The organism is Heyndrickxia camelliae (assembly GCF_002844575.1).
GTDB lineage: Bacteria > Bacillota > Bacilli > Bacillales > Bacillaceae_C > Margalitia > Margalitia camelliae.
On the sequence record NZ_PIQO01000006.1, the window covers coordinates 96,056 to 112,550 of the forward strand.

16 protein-coding genes and 1 pseudogene are annotated in these 16,495 nt (G+C 35.3%); 5 read left to right on the forward strand and 12 right to left on the reverse strand.

The features are described 5' to 3' along the window. Positions 1 to 301 precede the first annotated feature (301 nt). Positions 302 to 442, forward strand: a complete 141-nt coding sequence (locus CWO92_RS10305; protein WP_101354122.1) for a sporulation histidine kinase inhibitor Sda — start codon at positions 302 to 304, stop codon at positions 440 to 442. Between the two features lie 176 nt (positions 443 to 618). On the opposite strand, the gene CWO92_RS10310 is transcribed toward CWO92_RS10305, so the two are convergent. Then, complete coding sequence (locus CWO92_RS10310; protein ID WP_101354123.1) at positions 619 to 1,398, reverse strand: phosphatidylserine decarboxylase; 780 nt, start codon at positions 1,396 to 1,398, stop codon at positions 619 to 621. 116 nt (positions 1,399 to 1,514) lie between these two features. Here CWO92_RS10310 and pssA point away from each other — a divergent pair, with 116 nt between their 5' ends. Beyond that, entirely contained in the window at positions 1,515 to 2,054 is a 540-nt protein-coding gene (pssA, locus tag CWO92_RS10315; RefSeq protein WP_199256924.1) for a CDP-diacylglycerol--serine O-phosphatidyltransferase, read from the forward strand. A gap of 37 nt (positions 2,055 to 2,091) precedes the next feature. Here pssA and CWO92_RS10320 read toward each other — a convergent pair whose 3' ends face one another. The 6 genes and pseudogenes from CWO92_RS10320 to CWO92_RS10340 all read right to left on the reverse strand — a co-directional run bounded on the left by CWO92_RS10320 (position 2,092) and on the right by CWO92_RS10340 (position 8,562). Then, the gene (locus CWO92_RS10320) at positions 2,092 to 3,885 is read right to left on the reverse strand and encodes a M3 family oligoendopeptidase (protein ID WP_101354124.1); all 1,794 of its coding nucleotides are present in this window, start codon (positions 3,883 to 3,885) and stop codon (positions 2,092 to 2,094) included. A 172-nt stretch (positions 3,886 to 4,057) separates the two neighbouring features. Continuing rightward, positions 4,058 to 4,603, reverse strand: a pseudogene (gene sigK, locus CWO92_RS10325) (RNA polymerase sporulation sigma factor SigK); the annotation flags it as partial. After that, entirely contained in the window at positions 4,575 to 6,167 is a 1,593-nt protein-coding gene (locus CWO92_RS10330; protein WP_235851594.1) for a recombinase family protein, read from the reverse strand. The gene CWO92_RS10330 and the pseudogene sigK, both read right to left, overlap by 29 nt. A 120-nt stretch (positions 6,168 to 6,287) precedes the next feature. After that, positions 6,288 to 6,422, reverse strand: coding sequence for a hypothetical protein (locus CWO92_RS26300; RefSeq protein ID WP_268877589.1), 135 nt, complete (start codon positions 6,420 to 6,422; stop codon positions 6,288 to 6,290). A 399-nt stretch (positions 6,423 to 6,821) separates the two neighbouring features. Beyond that, on the reverse strand, positions 6,822 to 7,241 hold the full coding sequence (arsC, locus tag CWO92_RS10335) for an arsenate reductase (thioredoxin) (RefSeq protein ID WP_101354126.1): 420 nt from the start codon (positions 7,239 to 7,241) through the stop codon (positions 6,822 to 6,824). A gap of 25 nt (positions 7,242 to 7,266) precedes the next feature. Continuing rightward, complete coding sequence (locus CWO92_RS10340) at positions 7,267 to 8,562, reverse strand: arsenic transporter (RefSeq protein ID WP_101354127.1); 1,296 nt, start codon at positions 8,560 to 8,562, stop codon at positions 7,267 to 7,269. Positions 8,563 to 8,789: 227 nt separating this feature from the next. Here CWO92_RS10340 and CWO92_RS10345 point away from each other — a divergent pair, with 227 nt between their 5' ends. The 3 genes from CWO92_RS10345 (at position 8,790) to CWO92_RS10360 (ending at position 12,687) form a co-directional block, all read left to right on the forward strand. After that, on the forward strand, positions 8,790 to 9,776 hold the full coding sequence (locus CWO92_RS10345; RefSeq protein WP_101354128.1) for an FTR1 family iron permease: 987 nt from the start codon (positions 8,790 to 8,792) through the stop codon (positions 9,774 to 9,776). 807 nt (positions 9,777 to 10,583) lie between these two features. After that, positions 10,584 to 11,051 carry a divergent PAP2 family protein gene (locus CWO92_RS10350; RefSeq protein WP_101354129.1) on the forward strand — a complete coding sequence of 156 codons (468 nt, stop codon included), beginning with the start codon at positions 10,584 to 10,586 and terminating at the stop codon, positions 11,049 to 11,051. Positions 11,052 to 11,637: 586 nt separating this feature from the next. After that, positions 11,638 to 12,687: a DUF3231 family protein gene (locus CWO92_RS10360; RefSeq protein ID WP_233270112.1), complete on the forward strand. Its 1,050-nt coding sequence runs from the start codon at positions 11,638 to 11,640 to the stop codon at positions 12,685 to 12,687. 260 nt (positions 12,688 to 12,947) lie between these two features. Here the strand turns inward: CWO92_RS10360 and CWO92_RS10365 are convergent, their stop codons facing one another. The 5 genes from CWO92_RS10365 to CWO92_RS10385 all read right to left on the reverse strand — a co-directional run bounded on the left by CWO92_RS10365 (position 12,948) and on the right by CWO92_RS10385 (position 16,492). Next, positions 12,948 to 13,574: a class I SAM-dependent methyltransferase gene (locus tag CWO92_RS10365; RefSeq protein ID WP_101354131.1), complete on the reverse strand. Its 627-nt coding sequence runs from the start codon at positions 13,572 to 13,574 to the stop codon at positions 12,948 to 12,950. 307 nt (positions 13,575 to 13,881) lie between these two features. Next, entirely contained in the window at positions 13,882 to 14,280 is a 399-nt protein-coding gene (locus CWO92_RS10370; RefSeq protein ID WP_101354132.1) for a DoxX family protein, read from the reverse strand. 31 nt (positions 14,281 to 14,311) lie between these two features. Further along, positions 14,312 to 14,926, reverse strand: a complete 615-nt coding sequence (locus CWO92_RS10375) for an alpha/beta hydrolase (protein WP_101354133.1) — start codon at positions 14,924 to 14,926, stop codon at positions 14,312 to 14,314. Beyond that, positions 14,927 to 15,868: a ring-cleaving dioxygenase gene (locus CWO92_RS10380; protein WP_101354134.1), complete on the reverse strand. Its 942-nt coding sequence runs from the start codon at positions 15,866 to 15,868 to the stop codon at positions 14,927 to 14,929. Positions 15,869 to 15,883: 15 nt separating this feature from the next. Next, on the reverse strand, positions 15,884 to 16,492 hold the full coding sequence (locus CWO92_RS10385; protein WP_101354135.1) for a flavin reductase family protein: 609 nt from the start codon (positions 16,490 to 16,492) through the stop codon (positions 15,884 to 15,886). Between the last annotated feature and the right edge of the window lie 3 nt (positions 16,493 to 16,495).

The following is a 16,495-nucleotide window of genomic DNA, read 5'->3' on the forward strand; positions in this document are numbered from 1 at the left end:
TATTTGTTTAGCTTTGGATAGTAGAAAAATTAGTAAGAATTAGTAATTATCTAAAGAAAATTCGACATTTTTCCCCTTTTCCCTACACTTGTGGATAATTTTATACACATTTTACACATTGGTTTATATAGTCTTCTTCCAATTATAAACAAGTTAATAACAGGTTATCCACTGCTATTTGTGGATAATTAGAACGCTTGTTCCATTCCCTGATGTTTGATAAAGTTAAATTACAACATGACAACCTACATAATATGCAGTATATATATTATTTAGAACGTCAAAGTGGAGGTGATGGCTTATGAGAAAATTATCCGATGAATTATTAATCGAATCCTACTTTAAGGCAAAGGAATTACGTTTAAGCCAGGATTTTATACGCCTCATTGAGTTAGAAATTCACCGTCGTTCATTAACACAAAAAATTAAAATATCTTCGTAACTTGAAAAGCATGAGCGTCATATTCCTCTCGCAGACAGTAGGGCTTCGATCTTCTGGAAACAGAGGGAGCCCATTCCTTTTCCATCAGAAAGAGAGTTTAAGTCTGCTTTTCTGCTTCTGCTCGTTCTAAACAATAGGTAGATCCCTGCTGCAACAGCAGGGATATTTCTTTTTATCTACTTTATATGGCCCAACGGTTCCCCGACTTGAATATCATAAGGAATATGTATGTGATTTTGTATCTCAAATGTATCTTTTTCGAATAAAAGTACCACAGTAGAGCCAAACGAGAAATAGGCAACCTCTTCCCCTTTCTGCCAGTTTTGATGAGTTGCCATGCACTCAATCGAATTAATAAACATCGCACCTACCTTTACAAATAGCAGGTGGTTGCCCTGTGCTTTTAACTCTGTTATCACGCGATAGTTCTTAGATAAGGGCGATTTCCCATATTTTAAACCATATCGATTCACAGGATAGGATTTCGTGCCCAATGTATATTGTGTAATGATTTCCCCATCAATGGGACTATGTATACGATGATAGTGACTTGGACTTAAGTATAGAATAAGGAATTTCCCACCAATATATTTTTTTATACGATGTTCATCACCAATCATTTCCAGTATTGAGTATTGTTTCCCTTTTACCGTTATTATTTTATCTGATTCAACGATACCGTAATCCTCCAGCACTCCGTCAACAGGACTAGTAATCACTTTTTCGTCATTTACAAAACTCCGCACACCGGGCTTTAACTTTCGTGTGAAGAATTCATGAAGGTTTTCATAAGTATCTATATCATAGAGCATTTCTTCTTGATTAATGTTGTAAACTTTTGCATACGATGGAATTAAGAATTTACTTATTTTAGATTGAGAAAATTTTTTCAATAAGGCAGAGGTAAATTTATGATTTGTTAATTCAATCAATAATCGATAAAACCAGGTTTTCAAGGTAAAACCTCCAAACATAAAAAATTTCTTCTTAACTTTAAGTCTAATTGGGCATATAATAATATAATACAGATTTAATTTGTAAAATAAATCCTTCTTACAGGAGGTGATCTAGTTTGTTTTGGTCCGGTGTTTTTGATCAAACTGTAAAAAAACTTAGAGCACAGACAGCTAATTTAATGACTTTAACAAATTTAAGTTTAGGGGGATTTGCCATATTAATTGCGGTCCGTGGACAGCTAAGCTTAAGTTTACTGTTAATTTTTCTTGCTGCTCTAGCTGATCGATTTGATGGTTTAATTGCCAGAAAGCTAAATATCGAATCAGAATTAGGGAAACAGCTTGATTCAATGAGTGATATTATATCATTCGGCGTCGCTCCAGCCTTACTATTATACCAAGGAATATTAAATTTGTTTGGCTTTCCAGGATTATTTTTTACCGTTTTTTATATTGGTTGTGGAGCTTATCGCCTAGCACGTTTTAACATCACAGAAAGTAATGGATATTTTACAGGTATGCCAATTACTGCAGCAGGTTGTCTGCTTACGTTAAGCTTCTTAGGTATTCCATATCTCCCACCGCATTCATACTTATTCATAATAATTATCTTATCCATTTTAATGATTTCATCGTTTAAATTAAAAAAAATATAAAAAAATCCGGCATTTTTGCCGGATTTTTTTATATTTTCTATTTTGTCATTTCCAAAAATTCTTCTACATCTTTTACACAAAGCTTTACTCCCGCTTCCCAGAAGTCTCTTTGAGTAAGATCTACATTCAAATGTTTGAATGCGAGCTCTTCCACATTCATAGAGCCAGTATCTCTTAATAAAGCCATATATTTTTCCTCGTAGCCTTTCCCTTCCTTCAGAGCTTGAGCGTAAATACCCAACGAGAATAAATATCCGAATGTATAAGGGAAATTATAAAAAGGAACCCCTGTAATAAAGAAGTGCAATTTAGATGCCCAGAATAACGGATGGTATTCTTCCAGTCCATTTCCATATGCCTCTTTTTGAGCTTCAACCATAAGCTCATTCAATCGTTGTTTACTTACTACTCCATTTTTGCGTTCTGCATAGAATCTAGTTTCGAATAAGAAACGTGCATGTATGTTCATTAGAAGCGCTACCGATCTTTGTACCTTATCCTCTAATAAGGTTAATTTTTCCTTCTCATCCTTGGCATTTTTCACAGAAGCATCTGCAACGATCATTTCAGCGAAGGTAGAGGCTGTTTCTGCAACATTCATGGCATATCCTCTTTTTAATGGGTGAACATCCCTTAACGCATAGGAATGGAATGCATGCCCCAATTCATGTGCCAAAGTTGAAACATTCGATGGTGTGCCAGAATAAGTCATAAATATTCTTGATTGACTGCTTAATGGAAATCCTGTACAGAAACCTCCAGGACGTTTTCCAGCACGATCCTCGGCTTCAATCCAGCTATCTTCAAATGCTTTTTCCGTAAAGCTAGCAAGTGTATCTCCAAATTCACCAAAATGTTTAATAATAAATTCTGCACCTTCATCAAAGCTAAAATGGCTGTTTACATCCCCTACAGGAGCGTCCAAATCATACCAGCTTAATTTTTCTACCCCTAACATTTTTGCCTTGCGATTTAAGTATTCAACAAAAGGCTGTTTATAATCGCTAATTACCTGCCACATTGTATCAAGCGTTTCTTTTTTCATTCTATTATAGCTTAGTGGTTCTTTTAAAACCTTATCCCAACCTCTTTGCTCGTAAATAGATAAACGGAATCCAGCTAAATGGTTTAAAGTAGCAGCAAATAAATCTGCTTTATCATCCCATGCCTCTTCCCATTTACGAAATACATCTTTTCTAACTTCTCGGTTTGGGTTAGAAAATTTATTATGTGCTTGGCCGACTGATAATTCCTTTTCTACTCCATTTTCTGCAAATGGAATCTTGACCTTGCTTACAAGGGAATCATACATTTCTCCCCAGCCGTGATATCCATCTACACTTAAAGCATTTATAAGCGCTTCTTGATCCTTGGAAAGCTTTTCTTTCGCTTTTTGGCGACGTTCATTTAATATAAATTCTAATTCATTAATTCCATCTACCTTTAATAATTGATTCCAATCCTGATCATTAATATTGGTTAACTTATCATCAAAGTTCGTTAAAATAGTACTTAATTGTGCTCTTAAAGTAGCAACAGAGCCTCTTAATTCATTTGCCTTCGTATCTTCAGTGTTTTGCGCTTGAAGACAACTTACAAATGCTCCAGCCTGTCCAAGCTTTTGGTTGCTATTTTGAAGGCTTTCAAGAATTGATACAAAGTTTGAAGGATCGTTTAAAACGGTTTCAGGCTGCCAATCTCTTACTTGTTGATCAAAACTTTTTAACGTTTCTTTGATTTCTCCTAAAAAGGTTTGGAATTCCCTTGAGTTGCTTCCGCCTTGAAAAAAAACATCCAAATCCCAGGTTAATGAATATGTACTTGTTGTCATGTGAATCCCCTTTCTATGTTTGATACGGACTTTATTATATATCAATTCCGTTAATTTTTCTAATATTTAAAACATAGTTAAATCCGAAATATTTTTTAGAGAAACGAATAACGGTGTACGTGTTTTAAACGGGTATCAAATGAAAAACAATCGGACATTAGTGACCGATTGTTCATTCTTGCTGATTTCTCTTCAGCTTTTCTTTCTCAGCACGATAAAATTCGTGAAACATTTTCATTAAAGCACGCTTTTCAATTCGTGATACATAGCTTCTGGAAATGCCCAACTCTTTTGCAATTTCTCTTTGCGTTTTCTCTTTTTGAAGATCCAATCCGAACCTTCCAATGATTACTTCTTTTTCCCTGTCGTCCAAAACGCGTATATACTCTTTTACCTTCTCTAGCTCCATACTTAACTGAATGGTATCAAAAACATCTTCCGCTTCTGATTTTAATACATCTATTAAAGATATCTCATTTCCTTCCTTATCTTGACCGATGGGATCATGCAGTGAAATATCTTTTTTAGTCTTTTTTAAAGCGCGTAAATGCATTAGTATTTCGTTTTCAATACAGCGAGCAGCATAAGTGGCCAATTTTGTACCCTTTCCTTCTGAATAACTTTCGATGGCTTTAATCAAGCCAATTGTTCCAATTGAGATTAAATCTTCCACATCCTCGCCGGTATTTTCAAACTTTTTGACGTTGTGACCATAAAGCTATGTCATTTAATAAACCTTTTACACTAACTTCAACCTTTGGACTGGTAGCATTAATAATAATTTCCTCCACCAGGAGTTCCATTAACTCACGCTTCTCATCAAAGGTTAATTCATTCTCAAACATATCTATCGTATTAGTAATGATCAATTTAATTTGTTCGTCAGTTAAAACATTACTTTCCTGCATATTTTTTTTCTTGGTTAACTTTTCTATCTCGCTAGTTATAAAGGATATTTCTTCATTAATCCTTTTCATATCTTTCAGCATTTCTTCTTCGGTAATGACTTGTGCTACTACATACATTCGTTTAATTCGGTCACGCTCATCAATTTTCTTGCTTAATTGCTTCTGAAAATCATGAATCTGTAAATCTATTGTCTCATCCTTCACCTCAAACTGGGAACGAATTGCTTCATCGAACATTTCGCGATCTGATAAGACATCTCCGATTAATCCCATAATATATTCATCCAATAGTTCAACACGGATACTCGTTGATGGACATCTTTCAATCCCATCTCCATAACGTTTAGGATTCATGTTGGGACATCTGTAGACAGCATATCTTTTTTTTACACCAGTAGCTTTGTCTTCTCTGCCGCAATAATAAGTACATTCCCACATACGACCGCAGTGTTTACAGCGGATCATCCCTTTAAATAGGTACTGTAATTTTACATTTCCTCTATTTTTCATATTCTTCTTTTTTTGTTTCTGGGCTAAAGCAAAAGTTTTCTCATCTATAATAGATGGAACTTCAACTGTAATCCATTCCGATTCATCTCGAATAGTGTAGGTTTTTTTAGGGTTTCCAGAGGCTGTTTTCTCTCCCCAAACCTTTTTGGTTGCCCGCTTGTTATAGACGTACTTCCCAATATATATTTCGGAAGTTAGTATTCTTCTAATGGAAGAAGCCCCAAAGTTTTTGGTTTCAGCTCGTTTCGGCACCGCTCCTTCTTTATAAAGCTTATCTCCTATATTACGGAGGGTATATCCATCGAGATACCATTTGTAAATTTTCTTGACAAACTCTGCTTCTACTTTATTTATAATTAATTCTCCGTCTCGGTAATCATATCCATAAGGAGGGACTCTCATCGGCATGATTTTTTTGTCTTTCTCCACTGCTCGAAGTCTTCCTCTTGTTGTCCTTTTCCGAATCTGCGCTAATTCATATTGAGCAAACACGGACCTCATATTAAAGAACATTTGACCCTCTGGTGTATCTTGATATTCCGTATCAATAAAAATAACTTCTACCCCTTGCCTATCCCATTCCTTACAAACAATCAATTTATCGGTAAGATCCCTAGTTAAACGATCTGGATCTGTGATGATGACCGTATTAATGATTCCGTTAGCTGCATCTTCACGAAGTTGATTCATCATTGGGCGATCGATATCTTCTCCACTTCGCCCTTCTTCGCGATACACTTTTATTTGAGATTGAGAATATCCAAGACTTATTGCCTGTTTCATGCAAAGTTCTTCCTGGGTTTCTAAGCTGTAGCCTTCATTCGCCTGAGCTTGTGTACTGACACGACAATAAATTCCTATCATCATAAATCTCCTTACAGTTTTTTTATTATGTATATTCATTAAATGTAGAGTTCATTAAATGTATAGGAGTTACATTCAGATACACAATACTGGGGAGTAAATTACCAAACAAAAAAGCCGCTAGTTATCAGCGACTTTTTTCAAGGATTTTCTGACAAGAAACTCTAAAGTTAACTTTTTAGCTTCTTCTATTCTTTTTTCATCTTGTTCTTTCTTATTGTAAGGGTGATACACAAACTCTAGATGTTTTGACAAGGTACTCACCTCATCAAAATGTATGAAAGAGTTGACTTGTCTTATGCTTTTGTTCATCGATATGAAATTGTTATTTTACTTTAAAATGGAACAGTATCGTTATGTGATTACATTTGCATATTGTTTTCCTAGAGTTAATACATAACGGAATCCACCAAGTTTGTCGTAACTCAATTGTTGCAGAAGCAGGCATAGTTCCTCCACTAAACAGAATTATTAACATCTTCCTGCCAATTGCAGTCTTATGGCTCTCAATGTAATTGATATAAATCTATTGGACAAATATTTGAAATTAATACTTCAAGCTGAATAAGTAATGGCTGTGGTGCCAATGCAAAAAAAAAAAACGATACATGTTTTACATAGAAAAGCCAAGAGCATCAAAATCTTAGCTGAAAACTATTCTCCTGTCTCAGCAAAACGTTTAACGCGCTCCCCTATCTCATCCCGAACACGTCCAAAGAAATCCCGCCTTTCCTCTTCTGTCCCTTGGGCTTTTGCAGGATCATCAAATCCCCAATGAACTCGTTTCACTTTCGGTGGTGTGACAGGGCACTTGTCTGCAGCATCCCCACACAACGTGACCACTAGATCTGCATTATTTAATATTTCTGGGTCAATAATATCAGACGTTTGATTGGATATATCAATCCCTACTTCTTTCATTGCCTTTACGGCATTAGGATTTAATCCATGTGCTTCAATACCAGCACTTTTGACTGTCCATTCATCCCCTAAGTATTGCTTCGCCCATCCTTCTGCCATTTGGCTGCGGCAGGAGTTACCAGTACATAAAAAGTAGATTGTTTTTTTAGACATTCTTAATCTCCTTAATCCATTTTAATTAAATAAGTCGTAACCATAGGTACAATCCTAAAAGGGTAATGAATAAGACCGGAATGGTTAATACAATTCCCGTTTTAAAATACGTTCCCCATGATATTTTTACACCTTTGGTTTTTAATACATGAAGCCATAAGAGTGTTGCTAATGAGCCGATTGGCGTAATTTTTGGTCCTAAATCGGAACCGATGACATTCGCATAAATCAGTCCCTCTTTTATCACTCCTGCCGTATGGGTTCCACTTATCGCAAGAGCATCAATCATGACGGTCGGCATGTTATTCATGATAGAAGATAAAAATGCCGCCAAAAATCCCATGGAGACCGTTCCAACCAGCGTACCATGATTGGCAGCCGCTTGAATGACATCTCCCAATATAGTGGTTAGGCCAGCATTTCGCAATCCATAAACTACCACATACATTCCAATCGAGAAAAATACGATTGCCCAAGGTGCACCCTTTAACACCTTTTTAATTGCAATCGCCTTACTTTCTCTTCCCATAAGTAAAAAGAAGATAGCGATAACCCCTGCAATAATAGAAACTGGCAAATGGAATGTCTGGCTGATAAAATAACCTGCTAATAATACCGCTAGCACTATCCAAGACATTCGAAACATCTTCCTATCTTGAATAGCATCAACTGGCTTTTTTAATTTCGATAAATCATATTGCTTTGGTATATTCCTTCTAAAGTAAAGAAATAAAACAAGTATACTTGCTACTAACGAAAATAAGTCTGGAATAATCATTTTAGATGCAAAATGAACAAACCCAATTCCAAAAAAGTCAGCTGAAACGATATTTACAAGATTACTTACCACTAGTGGAAGAGATGTCGTATCGGCGATAAATCCACTTGCAATGATAAACGGGAAGATCATTTTTTCATCCAGGTTCAAGTTTCGAACCATGGCAAGTACTATCGGCGTTAAAATAAGGGCTGCTCCGTCATTCGCAAAGAATGCTGCAACCAATGCCCCAAGAATACTTACATAGACAAACATTTTAATTCCATTACCTTTTGCCGTCCTTGCCATATGGAGGGCCGCCCATTCAAAAAACCCAATTTCATCTAAGATTAAAGAAATAATAATAATAGCGATAAAAGAAAATGTGGCATTCCACACAATTTTCGTAACTTCGATAACATCGTTGAAATCAACGACTCCCACTATAAGAGCTAAAACAGCACCTCCGCAAGCGGACCACCCGATGGATAAATTTTTCGGCTGCCAGATAACCAAAATGAGGGTGATTAAGAAAATAAATATTGCTAAGATAGTTGAAACCAATGTTGAAACCTCCTATTAATTACACGAAATACGTTTCCCTTGCGCTTCCAGCTCTTATCATACGGTACCCCTACCCTATGTCAAGAAAAAATAAAAAATAGACTATTTCTTTTTTTATTTCCTTTTAACGCGTTTTTAGTATTGACGATAACCACACAAAACCATATTATATATTTAGTAATTGATAACGATTATCATTTTCACTTACATACTAGGAGGAATCTTACATGCTTAAAAGAATATTTAATATGAAAACGATTCTAATCGCTCTTTCCATCATTGTTTTAATAGGTGTTTTAATTTGGCAAGGGATTTATTTTAAAGGAAATCCCGATCCTACTGCCAGTCATATTACTCCCGGTGCAGCAGTTATTAATACTGCCATTTTAGTTTTTCGAGAAGGCTTAGAAGCAATTTTAGTATTAGCAGCGATTATCTCAGGACTAATTCGCAAGAAACAGGATAACTATTGGAAGCCTATTTCATTAGGAGCTGGTGTTTCTTTTGTTGCTACTCTAATTACGTGGTTTATAGTAGTTGCTATCCTTTCCTCTGTTAATGCACCTCAATTAGATATTCAAGCATTTACAGGAATTTTAGCAGTTGTTGTATTATTAGTCATTCTTAATTGGTTCTTCCATAAAATATATTGGACTGGGTGGATAAGTCTCCATAACAGAAAGAAGCAACAATACATCGGTAAAGATAATGTTGTAACGAAAGGTGCTTTTTGGTCTTTATTTATCGTTGGATTAACGTCCATTTATCGAGAAGGATTTGAAGTTGTTTTATTCCTTCAAAATCTTAGATTAAAAGTTGGATCTGATATTATCCTTCAAGGGACATTAATTGGATTATCCCTCACAATGATTGTGGGTGTCCTTACATTCTTATTTCAGAAGAAACTTCCACACAAGAAAATGTTGGTGTTTACTGGTGTCCTTTTAGTAATGGTTCTTGCCGTAATGGTTGGAGAAACTGTTCAGGAAATGCAACTTGCTGGATGGATGAGTACAACATCAATCGGTATAAAGTTCCCTGATTGGATCGGAGTTTGGTTCTGTGTATTCCCTAATGTGGAAGGATTATCCTTACAAGCTGTTGCTGTTATTTATGTTTTAGGATCTTATTTCCTTCAACGTTTTCTGACGAAGCGTAAGGCAGAGAAAAAGTTAGCTAAACTAAAATCAACAACAATCGAACAACATATTTAAATAAAAATGCACATACAAATAAGCACCGAATTTATTTCGGTGTTTTTTATATTTTCCTGTTCAATTAACGCCGCTTATAGTTTATGTGAAATTTTTCATAAATTTTTGTGTAGGAGCTTTTTTAAAAAGACGTCTTTACAAAAACAGCGGATTATTGAGCATATACCGTACGAATGATATTATATCATCCTATTAATCTGTGTGAATGGACACTACAAAAACTGATTGTTTGCTGTACTAATAAAACCACTGTTGGCCAGGTTTAATCCATAGGTAATTACGGTGAAAAATAATGGAACAATTCAACTATTCGCGTAGTATTCTGAGTAATAAGCATTCCGTAATAATTGACCATTAATGATTAGCGGAATATTAGCATTAATGGACAGTTGACCACTGGCTTATAAGACTAAATACCAAGCAATATAGGAGTCCAAACGTCTTGAAGCAGCAGGGGCGTCTTCACCAAGTACGAAAAATGGTAAGGAGCCATAAAATAGTAATAAGAAAGGAAGAAATATTTGGATTTTTTCTTGTTTTATTTAGGTTTTAAGAGTTAATATTCCCATTAAATCCTGATTTCCTTGTTCAGATATTAATTCATTATTTTATTCATCAAAATTAGCACTAATTATTTTGATATAGCTCTTTTTAATGAAACTTTAATAAAACAATAAGAGATTTTTAGTACTACACTGTTATTTTATAAACAGAGGACCTATTAGGTAAATGAATCTTTTCTTCATAAGGAAAGCCATCCTAATCGATCTTTGAGCACGATATTTTCTTAAACAAATAGGAGGAAAAATGTTATTATCTTATCCAATTTTAGCTGCGCTTATGGGTATGCTAATTGCACAATTTGTAAAGATTCCCATTCATTTATTAACAACAAGAGAATTAAAGTGGAAATTAATGTTCAGTACAGGTGGAATGCCAAGTTCTCATACATCAACTATTATCGCGTTGACTACGGCAATCGGATTAACTTCTGGTATTTATTCAAATGAGTTTGCAATTGCTCTTGTCGTATCCCTTATCGTAATGCACGATGCTACTGGGGTTCGAAGACATGCTGGTTTTCATGCTGAAGTTCTAAATAAATTATTAGTTGATTTTAATAGACTTATTGATACCTTAAAAAATCCTAATTTAAAGAAGGCAGAGTACAGAGAAAAATTAAAAGAACTGCTAGGACACAAACCAATTGAAGTGTTTTGTGGAGCCATAACAGGGATATTAGTAGGAGTACTAACGTATTATTTCTATCCATAAAAATGACCTAATCCATATTAGATTAACCTGTTTACTTGTGAGGTGGAAACGGATATTATCACATGGCATATTTTTTATCAAAATACCAAAAGGGTCACCTCTACATTCACAGCATAAATAACACAAAAAGAGGCTTGGACATAAGTAAAAAAATCATTGAAATTGGTTAAATCTACGAAAGCAAAAACGCATGAAATCAAGGTTTTTAAATTTGATTTCATGCGCTTTTTTGATTTTCACTGCGTTTTGTCCCAGCCTCTTTTTATACGACTATATATGCAGGAAAATAGAGTAAATCTTACTGGTATTACAGAAAAGTGTATAGGAAAGAAGGATTATCAAATAAAAACACCGAATAAACGGGTTCATACTCGATATCACCTAACACCTTTTTTAGATATCTTGATAAAACAGTCAGTGCCAAGAAAGAGGGATCTGTTTTTTATGTATTGACAATGAAGAGATGTTTCATCAAAAAATATGCCATATTTCAACTATCTTTCAAAAAAATACGAAAAGGATAGAATTTATGGTATTAAATATTTGCTACAGGTAATGCTAAGTAAAAATGCATGAGGGGATAGTTATGACTACAGACAAAGAATTAAATCCTATGAATGTGATGAAACCTCTAAAGTTTAGTTCAAAAGCAATGGATGAGAGTCACCCTTTATCGACTTTCGAAATGGGAAAACTTTGGACTACATATATGGGAAACAGTATGTCGATTCAAATTTTAAGTTATTTTCTTCAACATTGTGAGGATGAAGAAATTAGGACACTATTGGAAAATGGTTTAGCCTTATCAAAGGATTTCATCTATAGGATAGAAGGATTTTTTAAAAAAGATAACTTCCCAATACCTATTGGATTTACTAAAGATGATGTAAATCTTGGAGCTCCGCGTTTATACGCAGATGAATTTTATGCTCACTATCTAAAATATGCTGCTAAGGCAGGTATGAGTCTCTACGCAGTAGCCGTTCCATTAATATTACGGGAGGATATAAGAGAGTTCTTTATATATTGTAATGAATGTACTACAGTCTTTTTAGGGCAAATTAATAATGTTCTTATGGAAAAAAAATTAATTATACAACCTCCTTTCATTCCAACACCAGAAGGAATTGATAAGGTCGATAAACAAAGTTACTTAAAAGGATTCATTGGTGAAGTCCGACCATTACAGGCATTAGAGATCATTCATCTGTGGGATAACATTGAGAATAACACAACAAGCTTGGCGTTATTATTGGGATTTTATCAGATAGTTCAAGATGAAAAGATAAAAGCTTTGTTTAAACGGGGTTTAACTATGACTGAAAAAGCTGTAAAGCAGTATAAGGAAAAACTTCACATTGAACACATGCAATCACCATCATATCTGGACCATTTAGTTACAACATCTACATTTCCTCCTTTTTCCGATAAAATAATGCTGTTTCATAAAGTGGACATGTTTGCTATGAAGATAAGGTCATTCGGAAACTCACTGGCAGTAACTGCAAGAAGAGATATAGATATGTTGTATATAAGAACGCTTATAAACATTGGCTTATTTGTTGAGGACGGTATGAATATCTTAATTGATAAAGGATGGTTGGAATCACCACCAAAAGCGTATGAAAGAGAGTAAGATCCAATGGAACAGCTCGAAAGCATGATAAATAGGAGATTTATTCAAAAAAATGAATCCATCAAAGCCAGTCTTAGCTGTGGACTGGTTTTGATCCTTTAACCGCCGACAAAGCACTTGTAACCTAACTAGTATGAGAACTGAATGCTCACTTCTTCACCGTTCAGATCCCTATTACACTAACCGTCCCTTTTTTATTCGGTTAAAGCGTTTGTATAAAATGCAGTGACAATGCTTCGACTCAGTAATTCCTGACTTTTTCATTTCTTATCCTCCTTTTTCATCCCCATTATTTTTCTATATACCCCACCCATCATGATATTTTTATCTTCTATCACTATACAATGGTCCTCAACTTCTGTAAAAATGTCATAAAAATCCAATCCTATATCGGTACCCATTATTTTAATCACAGGGCGAAGGATTCTTTGAAGTAAAAAGTTACTATCCCTTTTCTCAAACTTATCAAATATGAGAAATCTGGCATCCTTCTTTAAAACCCTGGACATTTCCATCATTGTTCTTTGGGGATCAGCTACGACACTGAGAATTAAACTTGCGACAACAAAATCAATCGATTCATTTGGAAAATTCATGTTTTGCGCATCCATTACCATAAACGTTAAAGAGTTGTCATTGTATTTGGATTTAGCAACCTGTAACATCTCGTTAGAATAATCAATTGCTGTTATTTCGTATTTTTTATTCAAGAAGTACGGTAAATCCGCCCCGGTTCCAACCCCTACAAAGAGAACTTTACTTCCTTTTTCAAGATGGATATCTTTAAAAATTGTTTCTCTCGCTTTGCGAAATGTTCCCGACTCAAAAAAATAATCATAAATAGGTGACCAGCATTTATAAATGAAATGATTCCAACGATTGTTCAAGTTTCCCGACTCCCTTTTTCAAATCCTAAATATATGCACACATAATAAGTAGAATCGTTATCATTAACAAGCAAACTCACAAAATTGACATACATTATCTAGAAAAAACACGGACAATCCCAGAAAAGGGTTTTCAACAAATCGCCTTATTCAATAGAAAAGAATACTCCATGATATGGAAGAATGCCCTTTCGTTTAATTGATAAACATCATAATGATACTAAAATTTCAAGCTATAATTTCAAAGTATTACTTTATAAAAAAAGCCCGTAATGGGCTTTTACTACAATATAAAAAAAGTGGTCTTTTATCTTATTAATATATCTAAGGAATATTGCCCTGGACCTATTAAAGCTAAACCAATAACAACTACTATCAACACCAAATTGTATTCGTAACCACCTGCACCATTTGCAAAACCTTTAGGTCCATGTACCTTTACAATTGCGCCTAACATTATAATTAAAATAATTACAGCACCCACAGGTAAAAATACTCCGAGAATAAATAGTAGTCCACTTACTAACTCACCTAGGCCGCTAAGAACGGCAACAGCATTTCCAGGCTTAATTCCGATAGATTCAAACCATCCACCAGTACCCTTTATTCCATATCCACCAAACCATCCAAATAACTTCTGAGTTCCGTAAAAGAAGAACACAATTCCAATCATAATACGAATTAATAATAGTCCTAAATCTTGCATTATTAATACCTCCAAATTTATTTATCATAACTTAATTAATTACTTTTTGTTTATACCAGTTAGCAGCAGCTTCAACTTCCTCAACAGTTAACTGATGACCTCTATTTTCCCAATGAAGTTCTACATCAGCATCAGCATTCTGTAATAATGTGTATAACTCTCTAGATTCCAAGGAAGAACAAATTGGATCGTTTGTCCCTGCAGCAATAAATACTGTTTTTCCTGATAAATCAGGAAGATCAATCCCCCTTCTCGGTACCATAGGATGATGTAGAATTGCTCCTTTTATAGCGTTTTGAAAGTGAAATAATAAACTTGCTGCTATATTTGCACCATTGGAATAACCAATTGCGATTATATTATTTCGTTTAAACTGATATTTTTCAGCTGCTTCATCGAGGAATTCATTTAACTCCTTTGTTCGAAAGAGTAGATCTTCTTCATCAAAGACTCCTTCAGCTAATCGGCGAAAGAAACGCGGCATTCCATTCTCTAGTACATTTCCCCGTACACTTAATAAGGATGCTTCATCGTCAACTCTTCCCGCAACGGGAAGTAAATCCAATTCATTACCACCTGTACCATGAAGCAAAAGTAAAGTTGGTTTTGAAGGGTCTTTCCCTTTTTGAAAAAAATGTCGCATTATTTATTCTCCTTTCAAACTCTTAACCTCTACACGAGGAAGTAGTTCAACCAACTCTTCCCGTTTTTCCTCTAGCCATGTAGGCAGCATAAGATTTTCCCCTAATTCAGACATGGGCTCATCAACTGTAAATCCAGGTGGATCTGTTGCGATTTCAAATAAAATCCCTCCGCCTTCATGAAAATATAATGCTTTAAAGTAGTTACGGTTTAAAATCTCAGTTGGAAAGTATTCTTCTTGTTCGAGCAATTCTCTCCACTTCTGATGTTGTTCATCATCTTTGGCTCTCCACGCAATATGGTGGACTGTTCCCGCACCCATCAGCCCTCTTACAGATGCAGATAACTTAATGTCAATGATATTTCCAAGGTGTCCGACAGCCTTAAATCTCAGAAATTCACCTTCTTGACCAAGACAGGTTAATCCTAAAATAGTTTCCAGAACTTCTGCAGTCTTATAAGGAAATTTTGACAATAGAGTCGCTCCGGCAAAACCTTTAATTGCATATTCCGCAGGGATTTCGCTTGCATTCCATTTATTCATGGATCCTTCTTCTCGTTCCACTAACTCAATATGAAGTCCATCGGGATCACCAAATTCCAAGTATGTTTCACCATACCTAGACGAAGATTGAAATGGAATTTGATATTTTTGTAAGCGACTCTCCCAAAATGATATGGAACCACTTGGAATCATGTATGCCGTTGCACCTACCTGACCAGTTCCGATCCGTCCTTTAAGTTGTTTAGCCCATGGAAAGAAGGTAATAACGCTTCCAGAATCTCCAGTTTCATTTCCAAAGTAAAGATGATATACTTCAGGACGATCAAAATTAATGGTTTTCTTCACTAATCTAAGCCCCAGTAATCCTGTATAAAAATCAATGGTTCTTTGTGCATCATTGACCATCGCAGATATATGATGAATCCCATCTGTTTTTAGCATTTGTACACCACCTTTTTATTTCGGTCTCTCAATGGAGAATACCTCACCAATTTTCGCGTAATTATTTCCCGCCAATCTACTCACTGCAGCTAAGCCTGCTTGATTAATTCTTCCTTCTTCATAAATTTCCTCGTCTATATGAAATTGCACTATTTTCCCAATAATTAAGTCACAGCCTATCGAGCTATTCTCCCCCAGTACTATGGAGTACTCCAAAGTACACTCCATCCGAACCTTAGACTCGTTAACCCCAGGCACCTTGATTTTTATACTATCAACTAACGTTAACTCAGCCAACTCAATTTCGCTCTGATTTGACGGTAGGGTTGCAGCTGTCTGGTTTATCTTTTCGACGTTTTGTTCATCCACGATATGAACAACAAACTCTTTGGTATGAATAATATTACGGGCAGTATCCTTTTGTTTCCCTCCTGAACGCTGTATCGATAGAGAGATCATCGGCGGATTCGATGAAACAATACTGAAGTAGCTAAAAGGCGCTCCATTTATGATCCCATTGTCTGAAACCGACGTTACAAACGCAATGGGTCTTGGTATGATGGTTCCAATTAATAGTTTATAGTTTTCTCTTTCTGTATTTAAAGATGGGTTAATCGAAAGCAAAGA